A 22,692-nucleotide genomic window follows, 5' to 3' on the forward strand; every position below is an offset into this window, starting at 1 on the left:
GTGTCTCCCTAGAGAAAAGTCGGTGGGCGTCAGACGCGCTCGATGATGGTGGCGACACCCATGCCGCCGCCGATGCACAGGGTGATCAGGCCGTAGCGGGCGTTGCGACGGTGCAGCTCGTCGACCACGGTGCCCGTGATCATCGCGCCGGTCGCGCCCAGCGGGTGGCCCATGGCGATCGCGCCGCCGTTGACGTTCAGCTTCTCGTCCGGGATCTGCAGGTCCTTCTGGAACTTCAGGACGACGGAGGCGAAGGCCTCGTTGATCTCGTAGAGGTCAATGTCCTCACGCTTCAGACCGGCCTTGGCCAGCGCCTTCTCGGCGGCCGGGGTCGGACCGGTGAGCATGATGGTGGCGTCGGCGCCGGAGGTGCCGGTGGCCACGATGCGGGCGCGCGGGGTCAGGCCCGACGCGGCGCCGGCCTCTTCGGAACCGATCAGCACCATGGCGGCGCCGTCGACGATGCCCGAGGAGTTACCACCGTGGTGCACGTGGTTGATGGACTCGACGAAGTGGTAGCGCTGCATGGCCACCGCGTCGAAGCCGCCCATCTCGCCGATGCCGGCGAAGGCCGGGTTCAGCTTGCCGAGGTCGGCGGCGGTGGTGCCGGGACGCATGTGCTCGTCGTTGTCCAGCACGGTCAGACCGTTCAGGTCCTTGACCGGGACGACGGAGTTGGTGAAGTAGCCGTTCTTCCAGGCGTTGGCGGCCAGCTCCTGCGAGCGCACGGCGTAGGCGTCCACGTCATCGCGGGTGAAGCCCTCGATGGTGGCGATCAGGTCGGCCGAAATGCCCTGCGGGACAATGTAGCTGTCGTAGCTGGTCTTCGGGTCCATGAACATGGCGCCGCCGTCGGAGCCCATCGGCACGCGGGACATGGACTCGACGCCACCGGCGATGACCAGGTCGTCGAAGCCCGAGCGCACCTTCTGGGCGGCCAGGTTGACGGCCTCGAGGCCCGAGGCACAGAAGCGGTTGATCTGGAAGCCGCCGACGGTGTCGGGCAGGCCCGCGGTCAGCACGGTGGTGCGGGCGATGTCCGCGCCCTGGTCACCGACCGGCGAGACGACACCCAGGATAATGTCCGAGATGCGAGCCTCGTCCAGGTTCGGGAAGCGCTTCCGCAGCTCCTGGACCAGACCGGTGGTCAGGTCGATCGGCTTGACCGAGTGCAGCGACCCCCCACGGTTCTTGCCGCGCGGGGTGCGGATGGCCTCGTAAATGTAGGCCTCTGTGGTCATATCGGAGTTTTCCTCTCTTGGGTGCGCCGTCACCGCGTTGTGCGGGCCGTGCCGTAGCCATACCTCGCCGACCGGCCCCACGACCGATCGCCTTTGACGCTGTACAAACAACGTCCCGAGCCGGTTTGTTGACGCTCCGGTAACCCGTACGCCTGGGCATACCTTAGAACCTCGCGAAACCGATACTCACGGCCACCCGATCATAGTACCGAACTATGCGAACTCCGGTTAACTTAAGTTGGCACCCGAGGGAACTGTCAACCCTCCAGAGGTGTGGCGCCCAACTCCTGCACCAACAACGCTAGGGCCACCTCATCCGGGTCGCGGCGCTCCTCCGGAGGCACCGGCTTGGCCGACTCCTCCAGCATCTCGCGCTCCTCCTCCGGCGTAGTAGCAGGTGGGACGCCGTCATAACCTACCGGCGAGTAGTCCACCGGCCCCGGATCGTCCGGAAGGTCCGGCCCGTCGGGCAGCGGAATATCGTCCTCCGGCGGCGCGAAACGGGCGCTCTCCCGCTCGAACGAATCCCCGCCCGCCGGCCCCGGATCCGCGGGCGCGGGAGCCGCCGGAGCGGACGCGGGGGCGCTCCCCCACCCGGTCGCCGGAGCCGGTTCGGCGACCGGCGCCGCGGCCGCCTTGGCCTGACTCGGCCGCGAGAACTTCTGCGCGGCCTTCTTCGGCTCCGCGGGCGCGGTCGCGGGCGCCCGGCCCGCCGGGGCCTTGGCGGCCGCGCCGCCCGACCCGGCTCCCCCGACTTCCCACTTCACCCCGTGCTCACGGCCCAGCACCGCCTTGACCGCCGACTGCACGGCCTCCAGGTACTGCGGCTGCGACAACCGCTGCGCCAGCGGCGCGTGCTGATGCGCCAGCACGATCGTCTCGCCCTCGACCCGGGCCACGCTCGCGCCGGACAGCAGCGCGTGCACCGCGGCCCCGAACTCCCGCACCTTGGCCCGGATATCCGCCCAGGCCTCCTCGACCTGCTGCAGCACATCGTCACCGACGGGGCCGGCGGCCGGGACGACCTCGGCAGCCGGAGCCGGCCCGGAGGTCGGCTGGGCCTGTCCCTGCTCAGCAGTGGCGACACCCGCTTCGGCGACCGCCGGGCCGGACGAAGAAGGCTGCGCGACAGCATGGTCGGCCGCGGGAGCGGACGGCGGGGCGGCCACGGCGGGCTGCGCGGGAGCGGCGGCCTCGGCCGCGGCGGTGCTCGTGGGCGCGGCCGCGGCTACCGAATTCGCGGCCGCTTCCTGCTGCGGCGCTGCCGCTTGCCCGGACTCGTGCTCCGGCGCGACGTTCCCGGTAGTCGCGGATCCGCGTGAAGCCTGTTGCGCCGCAGCACGTTCGGCGGGATGAGCAGGCTGCGGGGCCACCGCCGCGGCAGCGCTCTCCTGAACGGGGGCGGGGGACGGCGGCGCGACCATCGCGGGCACCGGGCTCGCGACCGGCGAGAGCTCGGGCGGGCGGATCGTGGTTCCGGTCGGACTCGGATTCGCGGAATCCACTGCGGGAGAATCGGATCCGCTCGAGGGCATGGTCTGTGCGGGCGGGGCGTCCCCGGCCATCGGAGCATTCGGTTCCGTGGCGGGAGCGGCCAAGGTCTGAGCGGGCGGCGCCGGAGCCACCGCGGGGGCCACCGGAGCTGCGGCCGCCGAGGGCGAATCCGGCGCGGCCGGAGTGGCCGGAGCCGCGACGGGCGAGGCGGTCCGGGGCGGAACCAACTCGTCTGCGACGGAAGGCGCGGGCGTGCCGGACTTCTCGGCCCGCATGGCGGCCAGGGCGGCGGCTCCGCGGCGGGCGTTGCCGCCTCCGGTAGCGGGCGGAGCCGCGGCCGGGGCCGACGCTGCGGACGCGGCGGTGGGCGCGGCGCCCTGGGGCTGCTGCGACGCGGCGGGGAGTGCGCCGCTTGCCATTCGGCGCTCGAGGAGTTCGAGGCGCTGGAGGGTGGCGGTCTCGGCGTCGGAGGCCGCGGGCAGGAGCATGCGGGCCGCGATGACCTCCAGCAGGAGGCGGGGGTTGGTGGCGCCGCGCATGTCGCCGAGGCCCTCGTGCAGGAGTTCGGCGTGGCGGGCCAGGGTGGCCGCGCCGAGGCGGTCGGCCTGGGCGCGCATGCGGTCGATGACGTCGCCGGGGCCGGTGACCAGGTTGCGGTCGGTGGCGTCGGGGACGGCGCGCAGCAGGATCAGGTCGCGCAGGCGCTCGAGCAGGTCGGTGGCGAAGCGGCGGGGGTCGTGGCCCGCCTCCACCACGCGGTCGATGGTGCCGAAGAGGGCGGCGCCGTCGGAATCGGCGAGGGCGTCGACGGCATCGTCGATCAGGGCGATGTCGGTGACGCCGAGCAGCGACACCGCGCGCGGATAGGTGACGCCTTCCGCGCCCGCGCCCGCCAGCAGCTGGTCCAGCACGCTGAGGCTGTCACGCGGGGAGCCGCCGCCCGCGCGAATGACCAAGGGGTACACCGACTCCTCGACCCGCACGCCTTCCTGGTCGCAGATCTTGCCGAGCAGTCCGCGCATGGTGGCGGGCGGGAGCAGCCGGAACGGGTAGTGGTGGGTGCGCGAGCGGATGGTGGGCAGCACCTTGTCGGGCTCGGTGGTGGCGAAGACGAAGATCAGGTGGGCGGGCGGCTCCTCCACGATCTTGAGCAGCGCGTTGAAGCCGGCCGTGGTGACCATGTGCGCCTCGTCCACGATGAAGACGCGGTACCGGGATTCGGCGGGTGCGTAGAAGGCGCGGTCGCGCAGTTCGCGGGTGTCGTCGACACCGCCGTGGCTGGCGGCGTCGAGCTCGATGACGTCGAGGTTGCCCGCACCGCCCGGACCCAGCGCCACGCACGACGAGCACACGCCGCAGGGGGTGGAGGTCGGTCCCTGTTCGCAGTTCAGCGAGCGGGCGAGGATGCGCGCCGAGGAGGTCTTGCCACACCCGCGCGGTCCCGAGAACAGATACGCATGACTGATCCGCCCGGTGTCGAGCGCCGTACTCAGCGGATCGGTGACGTGCTCCTGACCCACCACTTCAGCGAACGTTGCCGGTCGGTACTTCCGGTACAGAGCCACGGGGAGAGGTTACCGGTGCGCCCCGACAGGTGGTGACATGCGGCCGAACCACCAGCCGCCCTGAGATGTGATGCAGATCACATTCCATCCCGAGCTCCGGTCAAAACCGACCGACCCGGACTGATACCCGGTCAAATCGGATAGCAAATTCTCCGCGTCGTTTTGAAACGGTAATTGTCGAACCCACATTTCCTGCAACGACACCAGATACAGACCTGCGTTCTGTTTCAAGACCACAGAGCGGACATAACGATTCTGTGAATCGGTGCGGCAAGAACGCAACCCCTTGGCTACCGTAGACATCGGCAACTTCGGTAGCCAAACCTTCATCAGGTTGGTTGCCCCGGCCGGTCCCTCATCCCGACCGGGGCACAACCAAATCCTCCGGAGGACATGCCCCGTGCCTTCGCACGACGACATCGCCACCGCCTGGCTCTCCAGCACCGAATTCGCGGACGACAGCGCCGCCGTCGGACTGCTCAGCCGGGCCATCAGCCCGCACGATTACGACATCAAGCGTGATTCGCTACCGGTGTCGGCCGCTGCCGATCCGGCCACCGCGGGCGCGATCCTGGAACTGCTGCAGCGTCGCCAGGTGCCGACCCTGGCCGCCATCCGCACCCACATGGTGCAGAACGACATGCGGGCCGAGGCCGAGCGCATCGAGCGGCTGGGCCGCCGGGCGCAGCGCAGCATCGACGATTTCGGGCGGGTTCTGGCCAAAGCGACCGACGAATACTGGACCGTGCACGGCACCGGTCCGACCCGGCGCGACATTCTGCTCACCGAACCTGTGATCGCCCTGATCCGCGACCGGGTGGGTGACATCCCGCCGACCGCCATCAAGCACCTGTGGCTCATCGAGCGCGCGCAGCGGTCGGGCTGGATCGCCTACAGCGCCGAGCCCCGATCCCTGTGTGCCGGAAGGCGTTTCTTCGGCCTCCGCTACGGCAACCGGGTCTCGCTGCGGCCGGTGAACATGATCGGCACTCTGGTGGCGGCCTACCTGCGCGACCAAGTGGCCGAGAACGGGCGCCCGCCGCGCTGGTCGGTCATGGCCTACGAGCTGCGCGACGACCGGGGCCGGCGGGTGTTCAATGACACAGCCGACGCCCGCGCCCAGCAGCGGTGGCTCGTCACCGCGGAATGGATGGCGCTGGAGGACGGAAATCCGGTGCCCGGCCCGCGGGGATTGCGCGCGCTGGCCAAAAAGGCCAGGGAACAGCGCAGCTGACGCTGTTACGGGGAGGTATCGGACTCCTCATTTTTGTAACAGCGCCTTAACGTGAGTTTTCGGTAACTTCCACGCAACGCGATCACGCGCAGAAGGAGTTACCGCATGACACCCCACATCGACGCGGCGTCGACCGCCTGGCTGCTGGCGGCCACGGCGCTCGTGCTGTTGATGACACCCGGCCTCGCGATCTTCTACGGCGGCATGGTGCGGTCCAGCGGTGTGCTCAACATGCTGATGATGAGCTTCATCTCGATCCCGCTGGTGACGGTGGCCTGGCTGCTCGGCGGGTACAGCCTGGCCTTCGGCGATGACGCGGGCGGCGGAATCATCGGCGACCTCGGGCATTTCGGGCTCGCCGGAATCAACCCCGACACCGTGCACGTGGTGGACAAGACCACCGGCGCGGGCGTTCCGGAGCTGTTGTTCGTCACCTTCCAGCTGACCTTCGCGATTCTGACCGTGGCCCTGATCAGCGGCGCGATCGCCGATCGGACCAAGTTCTCGGCGTGGATGATCTTCGTGCCGGTGTGGGCGCTGATCGTGTACGCGCCGATCGCGCACTGGGTGTGGACCTCGGACGGCTGGCTGAGCAAGGTGGGCGCGCTGGATTACGCGGGCGGCCTGGTGGTCGAGATCGCTTCGGGCGCTTCGGCTCTGGCGATGGTGTTGGTGCTGGGCCCGCGTCAGGGCTTCAAGGTGGACGCGATGCGCCCGCACAATCTGCCGTTCGTGGTGCTGGGTGCGGGCCTGCTGTGGTTCGGCTGGTTCGGCTTCAACGCGGGTTCGGCGCTGACCGCCGACGGCACCGCCGCGGCGGTGTTCCTGAACACGCTGGTGGCGGGCTGTCTCGGCATGCTGGGCTGGCTGGTGGTCGAGGCGCGCCGCGACGGCAAGCCGACCACCTTCGGTGCGGCGTCGGGTGCGGTGGCCGGTCTGGTCGCCATCACCCCGTCCTGCGGTGAGGTGAACACCATCGGCGCGATGGTCGTGGGCCTGGTCGCGGGCGTGGTGTGTTCGTTCGCGGTGGGCTGGAAGTTCAAGGGCAACTACGACGATTCGCTCGACGTGGTGGGCGTGCACTTCATGGGCGGCATCGTCGGCACGCTGCTGATCGGCTTCCTGGCCTCGGCCGTCATGACCAAGGGCCCGGCGGGCCTGTTCTACGGCGGCGGGCTGGGTCAGCTCGGCAAGCAGGCCGTGGGCGTGGTGACGGTGGCGGCGTTCGCGTTCGGGATGACGTTCGCGCTGGGCAAGGTGCTGGACAAGCTGGTCGGCTTCCGGGTCACCAAGGAGGACGAGCTGGGCGGCGTCGACTTCGCGCTGCACGCGGAGACCGCGTACGCCGAGGGCGTGCACGGACATTCGCCGAATCGCATCGGCAAGCCGCTGGGCCACTGAGCCCGAAGCCGTTTCGAGCCCCGTCGCACTTCGCGGCGGGGCTCGAGTGTTTCGCGGTCAGTTCACCTTGCTCGCGGCGGCGCTGAAGGTGTTGCACTGCATGGCGCGGTCCTTGTCGTAGCCGATCTCGAACCAGCCGCCCATGCTCTGCGCGGTGCCGTGATCGCGCATGTCGCCGGGTGCGTCGCCGCGGTGGTAGGCGTCGTTGCGGGCCACCCCGATCTGGGCGCTGGTCAGCGAGCCGCCGTTGCCGGAGGACGACAGGTACATGCCGTCGAAGCACTGGGCCTGTAGTTCGGTGCGGCGTGACAGTTCCAGCCCGGTGTCGCTGCGCGATCCGGCGTCGCGGCGCTGCTGGTGCACCTTGCCGAGGATGCCCGACTGCGCCTGGACGTGGTGGCCGTACTCGTGGGCGAACACCGAGAGATAGACGACCCAGTTGTTGCCGAAGATATCGGTCTGCAGCTGACTGATCGGCATGTAGATGGTCATGTCCGCCGAGCAGTAGAAGGCCGCGAAGTTACTGCTGTTGCCGGTGCACAGGGTGGTGATGCCCGCGGTGTCCGCGGACACGTTCAGCTTGGGTGCGGGGAACGGCAGATTGATCTTGTCGAACAACGGTTTCCACGCCGTGTGCAGGCAGTCGGCCGCGGTCTCGAAGAACTTGCGCGCCACCTCGACCTGGGTGCCCCACTGCGAGTACGCGCATGTGGCGGGCAGCAGCGTGTAATCGGGGTTCGTCAACAGCGGATTGTCGGCGGTGGCCGCGACACCGTGGTTCTCCCCGGCGTCGCTGGAATAGCCGGTCTTGACGTTCGACCCGGAACCGATGGAGTTCAGGCCGGTGGTGACGGCGGTGCGCAGCAGCACACCGGACACCAGCAGCACCAGGATCACGACGAGCGTCCCCACCCGGCCGCGTCTCGGCGGCGCGGGCCGGGCCACCGGAATCGCGCCGGTCGGCGGCGCGGCGGTGGGCGGCGGCATGGGCGCGCGATACGCGGGCCGCCCCTGACCGGTGGACGGGTATCCGGGTTGTGCGTACCCGGGTGGCGGCGGAAATCCCTGCTGCGGTGGGTAACCCGGCCGAGCGGGGCCCTTGCCCGGCTGGGCGGGATATCCCGGGCGAGGTGCGCCGGCTTGCTGCGGGTGACCGGAGTAAGGCGGGGGCTGATGGCCTGGCTGCGGCGAATATCCGGGTGGCCGTTGATATCCGGGCGGCGGCGGATACCCGGGCTGAGGCTGGTATCCGGGCGGCGGCGCGCCTCCGGGCTGACCTGCGGGACGGCGCGGGACCGCCGGGAATCCGGGTTGCTGGACGGGCTGCTGCGGATTGCCGTGCGGCTGTGGGTTTCCAGGAGGCGGCGTGGGCCGGCGACCCGGGGGCGTCGGTCCGTGCTCGGACGGTGGGCGAGTCAACCCCCGCACCCCCTCGTTCCTCAGAGATAACCTGCCGGCTCCATAGACCTGCGACTTGCCGCTGAGGAAGGATAGCAAGCTGGCTAGAGTGCCAGTCATGCAGATTTTTCGGGGGGCCGCCCTGGTCGCGCTGCTGCTCGCGCTGGCGGGTGTGGCGGCGCCGGCCGTGTGGGCGCAGCCGGCCGGTGTGGATATCACCGCGGAGGTGAATCTGGGCGACGACGGTCTGCTGCGGGTCACCGAAACCGTGAAAGTCCCCGAGGGCGGGGAGTTTCGGCAGGTGCTGCCGCTGCGCGTGCAGGTGAACCCGAGTGTGCTGCGCACGTTCGAGGTGACCGATGTGTCCGCCGAGGGGGACGGCGAGGCGCATGTCGCGGACGATCTGTTCACCATCTCCGCGCGACCGGGCACGGCCACCTTCGTATACACGGTGCACAACACCGTCAGTGACGCTTCGGGCGCGCAGGTGTTCCAGTGGACCGGTGTGCTGAACACCGATGTGGCGTCGATCAATGCGACGGTGTCGAGCCCGAGCTTCCGGATGGGCGTCACCAAGTGCACGGTCGGCCCGCCCGGAAATCCGCAGAACTGCGGCGATATTCGGGTCGAGCCGGACGGTTTCGCGCATCTGGAGAAGACCGACCTACGCAAGGGCGACATTCTCGATGTGACCTTGCAGTTGCCGCCGAACACGGTGCGGGCCAATGCCGATGTGCGCGACGACAACGCGCCCAACGCGTTCTCGCCGACCGGTCCGGTGTGGGCCGCGTTCGGCGCGCTGCTCGCGGCGGTGGCCGCGGCGGCCGGATACGTGTTGTGGTCGCGGCGTTCCGCGCCGGTCGCCGCCGAGACCCTGGATCCGCTGGTGCGGACCGGCGATCACGTGCAGTTCACGTCGCCGGACGGTGTGCTGCCGAGTACGGCGGGCCTGCTGCTCGACGGCCACGCCGATGTGCCGGACATGGCGTCGACCGTGGTGGATCTGGCGGTCCGCAACTACCTGTGGGTGACGGTCGCCGGTGACGCGGATTGGCGCTTCTCCCGGGTGAATCCGCCCGACGAGCAGCTGACCGCCTATGAGCGCGCGGTGTATTCGGCGCTGATCCCGGAGGGCGCGGACGCGGTGCTGCTGTCCGAGCGCCGCGGGCAGGTGGACGCGAAGGCGGTGCGCGCCGCGCTGATCGACGATGCGGTGACGGCCGGGGTGTTCATCGACCGCACCCGCCGCGGTTTCGAGTTCTGGCTCGGGATCGCGCTGATCGTGGGTGGTCTCGCCGCGACCGCGGCGCTGGCGCTGGGTCCGCAGCGGCACGCCCTGATCGGTGTCGCGCTCGCGCTGGGCGGGGTGGCCGCACTGCTGCTCCCCCGCTATCTGCCGTCCCGCACCGCGATGGGCCGGGAGCTGACCGGCCGGGTGCAGGCCATGCAGCGCGGGCTGGACGCGCTTGCGCCGCGGCGTATTCCGGGGGCGGATCAGGAGCTGGCGTTCTCTCGGGCGCTGCCGTTCCTGGTGGCCGCGCGCCGCGGCGATCAGTGGGTGCGCACGTTCCGGGACCTGGATCCGACGGCGGACGGGAGTCCTGGGCTGTACTGGTTCGGCGGGTTCGAGGGTGATCGCAGTCTGCAGCGATTCGGCGCGCACTTCCCGTACTTCATCACCGCGGTCGAGGGGTTGTTCCGGCCCGGCAATCAACGGTGACACACCCCCGGCGACCGATATACCAACCGATGTAGCAGGGTTCGCCATTCGCTATTGTCACGGCGTGAGCAATCGATTGGCAAAATTGGTGGGAACACCGATCATCACTGAAGTCCGATGATCGATCGCCATATCGCACTAACAGCCCAGGAACTTAGTTATCCAACAGCTATTCGACCGACCGATGCGGGTTTCGGCCGCGCCTTCCGGGTACGGACCACGGCGTTGCGCGCTGAATTCCTGGCCGCGCAACCGCAGGCGGTGCTCGCCGACGTGGCCTGGAGTTCCCGGGCCGTCGCCGGCTATCTGAGCCTGGACGATCCGCGCGGCGAGTCGGCCCGGCTGCGCCAGGCCGTCGCGGATACCGCAGCGGCGTACACCGCTCGGCTGCGCTCGGCCGCACGGCCCGCCGGGCAGGAGCCGATCGCGGTGACGCTCGCGCGCACGCGGTGGTCGGTCCCCGCGTGCGGCGGCGTGGTGCCGCCCCCGCCGGTGGCGGATCTGCTGAACGGCCTGTGGGCCGCCGTGATCGACCGCGATCGCGAGCTGCTCGCCTATCTACTGGGCGCGCCGGGCAGCCCCGGTCACCCGCTGGCGGTGACCACGCGCACCGGGCAGCCCGGGGAGCAGTGCCTCTATCTGTGGGCCGATGCCTGGCAGCGGGCCTGGACCGGCGATCCGGCGGCGGAAACGATCATCGTGGACGGGATCGAGGCCGCGGTGGACGCGCAGCAGGCCGGCGGTGACGACTACGCGCTCATCATCGCCTATTCGGCGCTGTGCCTGCTGGACGCGGTCCTGCGCGGCGACCCGGCCGAATTCGAGACCGCTCTGGTCGAGGGTCTCGAATTCCACCGCCGCTTCTGGGACACCCCGCGGCGCGGCCTGGATCCGGAGGGATTCATCGCGTGGCCGCTGCTGGCGGTGGTGTGCTTGGCGGTCGATCGCGGGTTGAGCCCCGGGGTCTCCACCGGGTACCTGCCGACGGGGTTGATGTACCGCACCGCGTAACCGGTTCGCCAGCGACCGCTCTCACCGTTCGGCGTGCACCGCCAGGGCCCGCCGGGCGTAGGCGCGCACGTCGGCATCGCTGTCGGCGTAGGCGGTTTCGAGTGCGACACGGGCCGCCTCGGACTCCGGCCAGACGCTGAGGGTCAGCACCGCGGCTTTGCGGATGTCCGGGTGGATGTCGGTGAGCGCCGCGCTCAGGGCGGTGACGGCGCGCTCTGGGCCGACCCCGGCCAGCCCGCGCGCCGCGCCCTCCCGGATCTGCCAGGCCGAATCACTCAGCGCGGCGGTCAGGATCGCGGTATCGGCATCCCCGCCGAGCCGGGCGAGCGCGGTGAACGCGGCGGCGCGCACGAGCGGGTCGCGATCCAGGGTGAGCGCGCGCACGGTGTCGACGCCACCCTGGCCGATGGTGGCCAAGCCGCGGGCGGCGGCGATGCGGACCTCACGGTTGTCGTCGTGGGCGGCCGCGGTCAGCGCGGGCCAGTCGTCCAGCGACACCAGCGCGTGCACGGCCTGGATGCGGACGCGGTGGTCGGCGTCGACCGAGGCCTTGCCGAACAGTTCGGCCGTCCCGGCGCGCAGCGAACGCAGCAGATCCACGACGGCCGCGCGCACGAACGGGTCGGGCGAATCGGTGTGCTCCGCGAGCCCTGTTGCGGCGGGCAGGATTTCGGCGAGTTCACGCAGGCCCGCCACGGCGGCGGCGCGCACCTCGGCGTCCTCGTCGCCGAGTGCCGCGACCAGTTCGCCGGCGAATCCGTCGGGCGTGTTCTCGGTGAGGACCGCGAGGGCGGTCGCCCGCACCCGTGGATCCGGATCGGACAGGAAGGGCCGCAATTCCGCGACGCCGGGCGCGTCCAGGCTCAGCAGCAGCGCGATCCGCGGCGCGACAGCGTCTTTCGCCGTGCGTCCCGTGGGGGCGTGCGAGCGCACCTGGGCCCCGAGGTTGGGCGGGGTGCCGATCAGGGCGGGCTGCTCGACCGGGATGACCGCCGTGTCGGTGCCGGGCAGATCGTCCAGCCCCGGCACGGGCACGAAATACGGTGCGACGGGCCGCTTCAGGAACTCCATGTCCCCGTCGGCGGTCTTGCGCAGGTTGAGGTGGTACCGCCATTCGACGTCGTCGCGGGCGGGCAGGTCGGCGCGCTCGTGATAGAGCCCCCACCGGGATTCGGTGCGGGTGAGCGAGGAGCGGGCGGCCATTTCCGCGCAGTCGCGGATGAAGCTGACCTCGGCGCAGCGCATGAGTTCGTGCGGGGTGCGCGCGCCCATGGCGGTGAGGTCGCCGCGCATGCGGTCGAAGGTCTCGATGGCGAGGGAGAGTTTGGCGGCCGTCTTGGGCGGGGCCACATAGTCGTTCACGAAGCGGCGCAGCTTGTACTCGACCTGCTGCTGCGGCGGCCCGTCGGGTTGGCGCAGCGGCCGGTAGACGAGCTCGTGGGCGGCCGCCAGCTGGTCCGCGGGCAGCTCACCGGGTTCGGGCAGCTCGTCGAGGGTGGAGGCGGCGTGCGCTCCGGCGAGGTCGCCGTAGACGAACGCGCCGATCATGTAGTTGTGCGGCACGCAGGCCAGGTCGCCGGCGGCGTAGAGGCCGGGCACGGTGGTGCGGGCGTTCTCGTCGACCCAGACGCCGGACGCGGAATGCCCACCGCACAAACCGATCTCGGAGATGTGCATCTCGATGTCGTGGGTGCGGTAGTCGTGGCCGCGATTGGCATGGAAGGTGCCGCGGGTGGGGCGTTCGGTGGTGTGCAGGATGTCCTCGAGGGCCTCGAGGGTTTCGTCGGGCAGGTGCGAGACCTTCAGATAGATGGGCCCGCGCGCGGATTCGATCTCGCGTTTGACCTCGGCCATCATCTGACCGGACCAGTAGTCCGAGTCGACGAACCGCTCGCCGAGCGCGTTGACCTGGTATCCGCCGAACGGGTTGGCGACGTACGCGCAGGCCGGGCCGTTGTAATCCTTGATCAGCGGGTTGATCTGGAAGCATTCGATCCCCGACAGCTCGGCCCCGGCGTGATAGGCCATGGCGTACCCGTCGCCCGCGTTGGTGGGGTTCTCGTAGGTGCCGTAGAGGTACCCGGAGGCGGGCAGCCCGAGCCTCCCGCACGGCCCGGTGGCCAGGATGACGGCCTTGGCCCCGACCGCCACGAATTCCCCGGTGCGCGTGTTCAGGGCGGCCGCGCCGACCGCCCGCCCGTTCTCGGTGAGCACCCGCACCGGCATCAGCCGGTTCTCGATACGGATGCGCTCGCGCATCTTCCGCTGCCGCAGCACTCGGTACAGCGCCTTCTTGACGTCCTTGCCCTCCGGCATGGGCAGCACGTAGGACCCGGACCGGTGGACCCGCCGTACCGCGTATTCGCCGTAGGCGTCCTTCTCGAATTTCACGCCGTAGCGCTCCAGCCGCTGCACCATGGCGAAGCCGCGGGTGGCGGTCTGATAGATGGTGCGCTGGTTGACGATGCCGTCGTTGGCGCGGGTGATCTCGGCGACGTAGTCCTCGGGTTCGGCCTTGCCGGGGATGACGGCGTTGTTGACGCCGTCCATGCCCATGGCCAGCGCCCCGGAGTGCCGGACGTGCGCCTTCTCCAGCAGCAGCACGTTCGCGCCGGCTTCGGCGGCGGTGAGGGCGGCCATGGTGCCGGCGGTGCCGCCGCCGATGACCAGCACGTCGCAGTCGAGGCGGAGGGTGTCGTCGAGATCGGGGATTTCCATTACTTCGTCGCCTCCGTGAGCTCGCCCGAATGGTTCAGGGCGGCAATGATTTCGGACCGTAGGGCGGTGCGGTCGACGCCGGTCTCGCGCGGCCGGGGGACCTCCGGCAGGGCGCGCAGGGGTTCGCCGGCGCGGCCGAGGACGGCGATGCGGTCGCCGAGCAGCAGGGCCTCGTCCACGTCGTGGGTGACGAAGACGACGGTGGTGGGGTGGCTGTCCCAGGTGTCGACGAGCAGGCGCTGCATGGTGTCGCGGGTCTGGGTGTCGAGGGCGCCGAAGGGCTCGTCCATCATGACCGCGCGCGGCGCGCCCGCCAGGCCGCGGGCCAGCTGCACGCGCTGGCGCATGCCGCCGGACAGCGATGTGGGCAGGAAGTCGGCGAAGCCGGTGAGCCCGATCTCGGCGATCCAGCGGTCGGCCAGTTCGCGGCGTCCGGCGCGCGGCGCGCCCCGCAGCCGCAGTGCCAGTTCGATATTGGCGCGCACGGTCTTCCAGGGCAGCAGCGCGTTGTCCTGGAAGACGACGGCGCGGTCGCGGTCGGTGCCGGTGACCTCGACGCCGTCGGCGAGCACCCGGCCCGCGTCGGGGCGCAGCAGTCCGGCCAGGGCGCGCAGCACCGTCGACTTCCCGCAGCCCGAGGGTCCGGTGAGGACGAGGATCTCGCCGGGTCGCACGGTGATCGACAGGTCGTCGATGATCGGGGCTCCGGTGTAGGAGAGCCGCACCCGGTCCAGGGTCAATCCGATTCCGGCCGTGCTCATTTCGCCTCCTCGTCGCCGCGCGGCAGCCAGTGGGTGACGCGCCGCCCGAGCAGTTCCACCGCGGCCGAGGTGGTGTAGCCGAGCACGCCGATGGTGATGATGCCGACGAACACTCCCGGGTAGTCGACGATGGTGTACGCCTGCCAGGTGCGGTAGCCGACGCCCAGCCGCCCGGAGATCATCTCGGCCGACACCACGCAGATCCAGGCCACGCCGATGCCGACGGAGAGCCCGCCGAACACGCCGGGCAGGCTGCCCGGCAGCACCACCCGCCACAGCACGTCCCAGCGGTTGCCGCCCTGGGTGCGGACGGATTCCTCCCAGATGGTGGGCAGCGCCCGCACCGCGTGCCGGGTGGCGACCAGGATCGGGAAGAAGGCGGCCAGGAAGGTGATGAACACGATCCCGGCCTCGTCGTCGGGGAACAGCAGGATGGCGACCGGCACGATGGCGATGGCCGGAATGGGCCGTGCCAGTTCGGTGAGCGGTCCCACGGTGTCGGCGAACCAGCGGGAACGGCCCAGTGTCACACCGGCGCTCACGCCGATCACGGCGGCCAGACCGAAACCGCTGAGGATCCGGATCAGCGACTGCCCGAGGTCCAGATAGTAGGCGTCGGTGCCGAGCTGATGCCGGAAGGCCCGCACGATCTGGGTGACGGTCGGCAGCGTGTCGAACCGGACCCAGAGTCGAATGTGGTTGGTGGTCAGGAACTCCCAGGCACCGATGGCGGTCAGCACGGACAGCGCCCGCACGATCCGCGACCGCCACACCGCCCGCCCGGCCCGCGGGCGCGCCACCGGCGGTGCGGCCGGGGCGAGGACGGGGGCCGCCGCCGGGGCGGCGACCGCCGGGGCGCTCATACCCGGACCTCGTTCACGGCCTGGTCGTAGCCGACGATCGCGCCCGCGGGGTGCTTGGCGAGGTACCGCTGCGCGGCGGCCGGGGTGGTGAAGGGCAGGTAGTTGTCGCCGTCGCGCACCCAGATCGCCTTGTCCGCGAACCAGCGGGTGCCGAGTTCGGCGTCCGGGACGTAGGCGGCGCGCACCGTCTTGCCCTGTGCCCGAGCCTGTTTCACTGCCCGCAGCAGGGCGGTGGGATCGGCGAGCGACTGCGTCGTGTCCTGTCCGGCGAGCCAGAGCTCACCGCCGGACCCGGGCAGCGGATTGGCGTTGTTGGCCAGTTCCGCGTCGTAGTTCAGCCCGCGTTCCTGGTATGCCCGCTGCAGCGCGGCCGGGTCGACGAACTTGTCGATGTCGAGGTCGGCGAAGTCGCCGATCGATTTCAGGTACGGAACATCGCCCTTGAATGCCGCCAGCAGCGACGGCTTCAGCGTGGTGTCGAAGGAGGTTCCGCCCGGCCCGTTGTAGAGGTACACGACCTCCGGGGCCAGTCCGGCGTTGTCCGCGACGGTCTGCGCCGCCTCCAGGGGGCGCTGGTGGATGAAGTCGGTGGCGTCGAGCTGGGCTTGCAGGAAGGCATCGAGCACCTCCGGGTGCTGCTTGGCGTAGTCGCGGCGGGCGACCACGCCGTGGAAGGTCGGGACGTTGAGTTCCGCGCCGTCGTAGAGCAGCTTGGCCTTGTTCTGGAACACCAGCAGGCCGGGCCAGGCCACGAACTGCGACAGCGCCGCCACCTGACCGGATTCCAGTGCGGAGGAACCGATCTGGGGCTGCTGGTTGAGCACCTCCACTCCCGACTTGGGGTCGATGCCCGCCCGGGTGAGCGCCTGGACCAGGGTGCCGTGCCCGGCCGAGCCGACGCTCGCCGAGATCTTCTGCCCGGCCAGATCATTGATGGACTGCGCCTTCGAGTCCGGTGCGACGACCACCATGTTCAACGCGCCCTTGGGGTTGTAGCCGGTGATGGACACCAGCTCCGTGCGGGAGCGCTCATTGGCCTGGGTGCGGGAGCCGTTGATGAGCAGCGGGTAGTCGCCCATCGAGCCGATGTCGATCTTCTCGGCCACCATCTGCGCGGTGATGGGCGCGCCGGTGTCGTAGTCCTGCCACTCCACCTGGTATTTCGCGCCGCCCTTGGCGCTCAGCGTGTTCAGGCGTTGTTCCAGGAAACCCTTGGCCTTCAACAGGGTTCCGGCGGTGACGGTATTGATGGTCTTGGACTGGTAGCCGATGACGACCTTGACGGTGTCACCGTTGCCGGCGTTCTCGAGCGAGCAGCCGGACACGGTCAGGGCGAGGGCGGAGGCGAGGGCCGCGGCGATCACGCGGGCGGGGCGGTACTTCATGGGTTTCCTCAGCGGGTTGGGCTCAACGCAGCAGGTAGGGCATGTTGACGGTGACGGCGCCGGTGGGACAGCGGGCCGCGCAGGGGCCGCAGTACCAGCACTCGTCGACGTGCATGTACGCCTTGCCGTTGTCGGGGTTGATCGCCAGCGAGTCCAGCGGGCAGATCTCCACGCACAGGGTGCAGCCCTGGATGCACAGCGATTCGTCGATGGTCACCGGGACATCCGCCCGGTTCTCGGCCAAAGCCATCTAGGTCAACCTCCAGTCGGTGCCCGGGTCGGCATCGGGTGAGCGTTCCGGCGGCCGGATCAGGCTGCCGCGCATGGTGATCCGGTCGCCGCGCATGCGGATGTACTCGAGGTCGACCGGGCGGCCGTCCTCCAGCGAGGTGAGGCGCTCGAGCAGCAGCAGCGCGCCGCCCTCTGGCATCTGCAGGGTCATGGCCGAGTGCGCGTCGGCGATGATGGCCTCGAGGGCCAGTTCCGCCGAGCCGAGCGGGCCGCCGCTGATCTGCTCGATGAGCGCGAACACGTCATTGGTCTCGAGGTCGCGGGTGACGACCTGGTCGCCGATGTCGGGGACCAGGTAGGTGAGGTCCAGGCTGAGCGGCAGGTCGCCGAACCAGCGCAGCCGCTCGATGTAGACCGCCTGTTCACCGGGTTCGAGCCGCAGCTTGCGGGCGACCGCGGGCGGCGGGGTGACCCGGCGGGCGGCGCGCACCTCGTTGCGGACCTCGCCGTGGCCGCGCAGCGTCTCCTTCAAACCGAGCAGGGCATCGAGGCCGTGGTCGTATTTGCGGCGCGCGACATGCGTTCCGATCTTCGGGGCGCGCTCGATCAGACCTTCGTCCTTGAGCAGCGCGAGCGCGTCGCGAACGGTGTTGCGGGACACGCCGAATTCCGCGGACAGCGCCGCTTCGGCGGGCAGTGCGTCGTCGAAGGCGCCCGCGTGGATCTGCTGACGCAACACGTCGGCCACGTGTCGGGCGCGATCCGCCCGGCGTTCGGGGGCGCGCAGCGGTACCGGTTCCGGCGACACCTCGACTCCTTTCCACGCCGTTGACCTGCGGTTTCAGAACTGTAGCGGCGAAAATGGGGCCGTCCGGGCCGCTCACCACGCCCCGGCGCCGGCGATGCGGTTCTGCGCCGCCGGCCCGAACGCGCGGCCTGCCGGAATGCGGTCGAATCGGGGTATTGCGCCACCCGCTCCGGGAGCGTGCGCCTTGGAATCACACTGAGCGGAATGCGTGTGCGCGACAGCGGACTTGAGTGGGGTGGGGTTTCGGGCTGCTGCTCGGGATACGAGAAGAGAATGTGGCGTGCGCCACTCGTCGAGACCGATCCGACGCATGCCGCGGATGGCTTGAAATATCAACCGCCGCAAAAGATTCGGTAGCTACTGAGGTTGCCAGGAGGGTTTCGCACCGACGCGCCGTGACAGGCCCGGGACTGCCGGGAGGATCGCGCTTGCCTTCCGTTCTCCGTGATCGGAATGATACTTTGATCCTATGTCTGCCAGTCGCCCTTCTTCCGCGCCGCGGGTCACGTATGTGACCGTCGCGCTGGGCGTTCGGCTGCCGCGGCAACGGGAACTGTGTTGTCCCTGCCGTCGCGCAGTCGAGTTCTGACCCCGATAACCAGGCATTTCCGCCGGTCGTCGTCCGGGTTCCTCGCTGCACCGCTGAAACCTTCATGTAGGCATTCGTCCACCCGTCGACCGGGTGGACCGCAGCAAGGATTCGACACAGTGTCCAGCCCCACGCTCGACCGCACCCATACCGCCGTCTCCACCGCGACCGCGCGCCCCGCCCCGGCGCGCCCGGCCGTGCCCCCGGAGTTGCGGATCACCGACAACCCGGCGGCCGCCGTGCTGCGCGCCGCCACCCGCGGCCCGATCTTCCGCGATATCGCCGCACAGACCACGGGTCTGAGCATCGCCACGGTGAATCGCCAAGTGTCCGCGCTGCTTACGGCCGGACTGCTGCGTGAGCGCGCCGATCTGACCGCGTCCGGCGCGGTGGGCCGCCCCCGGGTGCCGTTCGAGGTCGACACCGACTCGTACGTGACGCTGGGCGTGCACATCGGTTTCACCGTGACCCGCATCGTGGCCGCGGACCTGTCCGGCCGCATCCTCGGCGGGCTCGAGATCGCCACGCCCCAAACGGGTCAGGACGCGGCGCTGACCATAGTGGCCCGCAGCGCCAAGGCCTTCCTGGACCGGCTGCCCCGGCGGCGGCCGCTGTGGACCGGCGTCGCGCTGGCCGGTCGGGTGGATCCAGCGGCCGGTGTCGTCGACCATCCCCGCCTGGGCTGGCAGGCCGCGCCGGTGGCGGCGGTCTTCAGCAGTGTGCTGGACCTGCCGGTCTCGGTGTCCGCGCACGTCGAGGCGATGGCCGCGGCGGAGCTGCTGCTCACCCCGCGCGACCCGGCCGAGGAGAATCGGCCCGGCAGCAGCCTGTTCGTGTACGCCCGCGAAACCGCCGGTGTCGCAGTCACTCTGCACGATCGTGTGCACACCCCCACCAATGGCCCGGGCTCCATCGCGCATCTCCCGACCGGCTCCGACGCCGATTGCACCTGCGGCCGGCGCGGCTGCTTGGAGGCCACCATCGGTGAGCGCGCCCTGCTGGAGCGCGCCGTGCGCAAGGGCATCCTGCCCAAGCCGGAGGCCCCGCGCCGCCCGGCCGTCACCGATCTGTACCGGGCCGCCGACGCGGGCAATGCCGATGCCCGCGACCTGCTCATCGAGCGGGCCGAAATCCTCGGCCGCACAGCGGCTCTGGTGCGTGACATGTTCAATCCGGACCGGGTGGTGCTGGGCGGCCAGGCGTTCACCGGCTGGCGACCGGGCATGGAGCGGGTCGCCAAGGCCTTCGCGGAGTCGACCACGCTGCCCGCGGCGGATCTCCGGATCAGCCGATTCGGCGGCCGGGTGCAGGAATTCGCGGCGGCGGTCACCTCGGTGAGCGCGTTCTACGCCGACCCGCTCTCGGCCATGCGCCGCGCCACGCGGACCCGCTAGCCCACCGAACACGAAGTCCCCGCCGGGTGATCCCGGCGGGGACCTACGTCGACTCTCCGCCTCGGAGGGCGTGATCGGTGGCGAACCATACGGCGACCTCGGCTCGGCCGCTCGCCCCGAGCTTGCCCGCGATGTTGTGCACGTGCACCTCGGCCGTCCGCTCGGAGATCCCCAGCGCCCGGGCTATCTGGCGGTTCGTCCGGCCGCGCGCCACCAGCGCCGCCACCTCACGCTCGCGCCTGGTGAGCAGCGGCTTCCCGGCTCGGTGCGGAATCGAGACGTCGAGATCGTCGAGGACCTCGGCGAGGTATCCGGCGGTGTCGGATCGCACCCGATCCGCACCGATCAGGCGGTGTTCCTCGAAGGCTGCCGGGCCGAGTGTGGCGACCGCGTTGCCGAATGTCTCTGTCAGCCACCGCATCCCGAACGGAACCGTCATGGCGCCGATCGTGGCGGCGAGGGCCTCGGCGGCGCCGAGCAATTCGGCCATGCGCGTGATTCTGGAACCGCTCAACGCGACGGCGGACGCCACCATCAGACCGACGCTGGCCCCGTACAGCCCGCCGGCATCGAGGAAGGCGATCAGGCAGACCCGTGCCTCGGTCGTGGCCTCGTCGATCCGACCGGTGCGCCACGCCGCTACCGCACGGATCAGGGCCGCCCAGCCCAAGGCCTCGCGATCCCCGATCACCCGCATGATCCGGTCGGCCGCCTCGGCATCGCGGGCGGCCGCGACGTAGTCTTCCTTCCCGAGTTCGACGCCCGCGAGCATGATCAGGCCCCAACCGTGGGCCAGTCCCCCGGTCTCACCGGCGTCCGTGATGAGCGCCAGGGACTCGTGGATCAGTCTCTCGGCAGGGGCCAGGTCGTCGCCGAATGCTGCTGTCAACCCTCGATATTGCAGTGCGCGAGCAAGACCGCGACCGTCGCCGAGCCCTCGGAATGCCGCCGCCGAGAGATCCAGCGCCGCCGCGGCGGCCGCCCGGTCGCCATGGATCATCGCCAGGTCACCGACCCCGACATGAGCCCAGGCGGTGAACCATTCGTCGACCTCACCAGACATCGCGAGGGCTGTCGCGAGCCACCGCAATCCCTCTCGGAAATGACCGTGCAGCTGCCAGAAGTGCGCCAGCGCGCCGGCGAGTCGGATCGCGGTGCCGGCATCGCCGGACTCGATGCTGTGGGACAGCGCCGCACGCAGGTCGGGGTGCTGGGCCTCCAACCGGTTCACCCACGCATGTTCCGCATAGGTCCGGAAGGCGGCGGCGGCGCGCTCGGCGAGATCGCGAAAGTAGGACGCGTGGACATGCTGTAATTCGCCCAGGTCCCCCGATGCGCGCAGATGCGCACGGCCGTAGCTTTTCACCGTCTCCAGCAGGCGATACGGCGCCGGTCCCCCGGCGGGGTCGAACGAGACCAGCGATTTGGAGACGAGACCGGCGAGGAGTCCCGCGCAGTCCCCGTCGGACAGTGCGCGGCCGACCCCGTCCACCTCCTCGATTCCGAAGCTGCCCGCGAAGATCGCGAGTCGGTCGAACAATGTCCGCTCTGCCGGACTCAGCAGTCGGTAACTCCAGTCCATGGTGGCGACGAGCGTGCGATGGTGCCGGAGGGCGGCCCTGTTTCCGCTGTTCAGCAGCCCGAACTGGTCGTCCATGTGGGCCGCGATCCGCTCGACGTCGAGCGATGCGGCTCTCGACGCGGCCAGCTCGATCGCCAGGGGGAGGCCGTCGAGATAGCGACAGATCCGCGCGGCTCCGGCCGCGGTCGCCGCGGTCATCGTCAGGTTCGGCTGCACCGCTCGAGCCCGCTCGAAGAACAGCGCAACGCTCTCCGCCCCGGTCACGACCGCGAGATCCTGATCGCCGGTCGCTGACGGCAGCGCGAGTCCTCCGACTCGCACAACGCCCTCACCCGGTATCTCGACGAGTTCCCGGCTCGTGGCCAGAATCCGCAACAGGCCGCAGCGCTCGAGCAACTCCGTCACCACGTTCGCTACGGACTCGACGACGTGTTCGCAATTGTCGAGCACGATCAGCGCGGCCGACGCCTCGAGACGGACCGCCAGGGAATCGGTGAGGGAACGCCGGCGATGCTCCGGAACCCCCACGGCCTCGGCGATGGCGTGCGGCACGAGCGCGGGGTCGGTGATCGAGGCGAGTTCGACCAGCCAGCAGCCGTCCACGAAATCATCGCTGCGCGCCAGCGCCACCTCGAGCGCGAGTCGGCTCTTACCGGCGCCACCCGGCCCCGTGATGGTGACGAATCGATAGGTCTGGAAGAGGTCCCGGATCTTCGCGAGATCGGCATGACGTCCGACGAAGCTCGACAGCGGCGTCGGGAGATTGTTCAGCGGAGGAGAGAACTCCCAATCGCTGGGCGTCACTGTCGGAGCTTACGCGTACCTCACCGGTGCCCGGAAGTACGTGATTCCCCCAATAGCGGTCCGACGCGGCCCGGACCGATTCTGATCTGGAGAGTCGGTCACAGCCCGGCGATCGCGACGGCATCGACAATCGATCGAGGTGAGAGCAATGAGTTGGGACAGCACGCACGAATGGTGGCGGGCACTGCACGACGTGGCCGCGGAGATCGAAAGCCGACGAGACGGCGAGTTGCCCTGGCGCCCGGAACACGCCACGGTGTTCGGCGACCCGGACGGACTGATCGCGGCGCTTCGCTACCGCTGGAAGCTGACTGTGCAAGCGCACGAGGAGGAACTCGCCGGCGCGAACGGTGAGGCGTGCGAGCGCGAGCTGGTCGACGCCAATCAGGGTGTGTTGCGGGTCTTGCGGGCGGCCGGAGAGCGCGAACCGGCCGCCGCGCCGGCGTTCGCCGCGGCCTGAATCCGTCGCACCTCGGTTCGCGCCCGGGAGGCC

At 70.1% G+C, this 22,692-nt stretch carries 16 protein-coding genes; 6 read left to right on the top strand and 10 right to left on the bottom strand.

Annotated features, from left to right (window positions below):
- Window positions 1-29 precede the first annotated feature (29 nt).
- Both ACFYTS_RS02655 and ACFYTS_RS02660 read right to left on the bottom strand, forming a co-directional pair.
- Window positions 30-1,241 carry an acetyl-CoA C-acetyltransferase gene (locus ACFYTS_RS02655; RefSeq protein WP_357275380.1) on the bottom strand — a complete coding sequence of 404 codons (1,212 nt, stop codon included), beginning with the start codon at window positions 1,239-1,241 and terminating at the stop codon, window positions 30-32.
- A gap of 257 nt (window positions 1,242-1,498) precedes the next feature.
- Window positions 1,499-4,300 carry a DNA polymerase III subunit gamma and tau gene (locus tag ACFYTS_RS02660; RefSeq protein WP_387300822.1) on the bottom strand — a complete coding sequence of 934 codons (2,802 nt, stop codon included), beginning with the start codon at window positions 4,298-4,300 and terminating at the stop codon, window positions 1,499-1,501.
- 400 nt (window positions 4,301-4,700) lie between these two features.
- Between ACFYTS_RS02660 and ACFYTS_RS02665 the strand changes: the two genes are divergently transcribed.
- Complete coding sequence (locus ACFYTS_RS02665) at window positions 4,701-5,534, top strand: hypothetical protein (RefSeq protein WP_357275376.1); 834 nt, start codon at window positions 4,701-4,703, stop codon at window positions 5,532-5,534.
- Window positions 5,535-5,639: 105 nt separating this feature from the next.
- A complete protein-coding gene (locus ACFYTS_RS02670; RefSeq protein ID WP_357275374.1) occupies window positions 5,640-6,935 on the top strand; it encodes an ammonium transporter in 1,296 nt (431 codons plus the stop codon).
- A 57-nt stretch (window positions 6,936-6,992) separates the two neighbouring features.
- Here ACFYTS_RS02670 and ACFYTS_RS02675 read toward each other — a convergent pair whose 3' ends face one another.
- Complete coding sequence (locus tag ACFYTS_RS02675; protein WP_357275372.1) at window positions 6,993-7,922, bottom strand: neutral zinc metallopeptidase; 930 nt, start codon at window positions 7,920-7,922, stop codon at window positions 6,993-6,995.
- A 529-nt stretch (window positions 7,923-8,451) separates the two neighbouring features.
- On the opposite strand from ACFYTS_RS02675, the gene ACFYTS_RS02680 reads away from it, so the two are divergent.
- Both ACFYTS_RS02680 and ACFYTS_RS02685 read left to right on the top strand, forming a co-directional pair.
- Window positions 8,452-10,053, top strand: a complete 1,602-nt coding sequence (locus ACFYTS_RS02680; protein WP_387300825.1) for a DUF2207 family protein — start codon at window positions 8,452-8,454, stop codon at window positions 10,051-10,053.
- A 225-nt stretch (window positions 10,054-10,278) separates the two neighbouring features.
- On the top strand, window positions 10,279-11,064 hold the full coding sequence (locus tag ACFYTS_RS02685; protein ID WP_387300827.1) for an immunity 49 family protein: 786 nt from the start codon (window positions 10,279-10,281) through the stop codon (window positions 11,062-11,064).
- A 21-nt stretch (window positions 11,065-11,085) separates the two neighbouring features.
- Here the strand turns inward: ACFYTS_RS02685 and ACFYTS_RS02690 are convergent, their stop codons facing one another.
- From ACFYTS_RS02690 to ACFYTS_RS02715, 6 genes are read right to left on the bottom strand one after another with little or no spacing between them, the layout of a single operon-like run.
- Complete coding sequence (locus ACFYTS_RS02690; protein WP_387300829.1) at window positions 11,086-13,782, bottom strand: fumarate reductase/succinate dehydrogenase flavoprotein subunit; 2,697 nt, start codon at window positions 13,780-13,782, stop codon at window positions 11,086-11,088.
- Entirely contained in the window at window positions 13,782-14,543 is a 762-nt protein-coding gene (locus tag ACFYTS_RS02695) for an ABC transporter ATP-binding protein (RefSeq protein ID WP_357275363.1), read from the bottom strand. Before ACFYTS_RS02695 ends, ACFYTS_RS02690 begins: the two co-directional genes overlap by 1 nt.
- A complete protein-coding gene (locus tag ACFYTS_RS02700; protein ID WP_387300832.1) occupies window positions 14,540-15,406 on the bottom strand; it encodes an ABC transporter permease in 867 nt (288 codons plus the stop codon). The genes ACFYTS_RS02695 and ACFYTS_RS02700 overlap by 4 nt, the downstream gene beginning before the upstream one ends.
- On the bottom strand, window positions 15,403-16,791 hold the full coding sequence (locus tag ACFYTS_RS02705; protein ID WP_387300834.1) for an ABC transporter substrate-binding protein: 1,389 nt from the start codon (window positions 16,789-16,791) through the stop codon (window positions 15,403-15,405). Before ACFYTS_RS02705 ends, ACFYTS_RS02700 begins: the two co-directional genes overlap by 4 nt.
- Window positions 16,792-16,813: 22 nt before the next feature.
- Entirely contained in the window at window positions 16,814-17,041 is a 228-nt protein-coding gene (locus tag ACFYTS_RS02710; RefSeq protein ID WP_357087910.1) for a ferredoxin family protein, read from the bottom strand.
- Window positions 17,042-17,830 carry a GntR family transcriptional regulator gene (locus tag ACFYTS_RS02715; RefSeq protein ID WP_387300836.1) on the bottom strand — a complete coding sequence of 263 codons (789 nt, stop codon included), beginning with the start codon at window positions 17,828-17,830 and terminating at the stop codon, window positions 17,042-17,044.
- A 708-nt stretch (window positions 17,831-18,538) separates the two neighbouring features.
- On the opposite strand from ACFYTS_RS02715, the gene ACFYTS_RS02720 reads away from it, so the two are divergent.
- Window positions 18,539-19,813: an ROK family protein gene (locus ACFYTS_RS02720; RefSeq protein WP_387300838.1), complete on the top strand. Its 1,275-nt coding sequence runs from the start codon at window positions 18,539-18,541 to the stop codon at window positions 19,811-19,813.
- A gap of 43 nt (window positions 19,814-19,856) precedes the next feature.
- Here the strand turns inward: ACFYTS_RS02720 and ACFYTS_RS02725 are convergent, their stop codons facing one another.
- Window positions 19,857-22,199, bottom strand: a complete 2,343-nt coding sequence (locus tag ACFYTS_RS02725; RefSeq protein WP_387300840.1) for an ATP-binding protein — start codon at window positions 22,197-22,199, stop codon at window positions 19,857-19,859.
- A gap of 148 nt (window positions 22,200-22,347) precedes the next feature.
- On the opposite strand from ACFYTS_RS02725, the gene ACFYTS_RS02730 reads away from it, so the two are divergent.
- Window positions 22,348-22,659 (top strand): hypothetical protein, encoded by a 312-nt coding sequence (locus tag ACFYTS_RS02730; RefSeq protein WP_387300842.1) that lies wholly within the window; start codon window positions 22,348-22,350, stop codon window positions 22,657-22,659.
- The last annotated feature ends 33 nt before the right edge of the window (window positions 22,660-22,692 follow it).

Source organism: Nocardia sp. NPDC004151 (assembly GCF_042874235.1).
In the GTDB taxonomy this organism is placed as follows: Bacteria; Actinomycetota; Actinomycetes; order Mycobacteriales; family Mycobacteriaceae; genus Nocardia.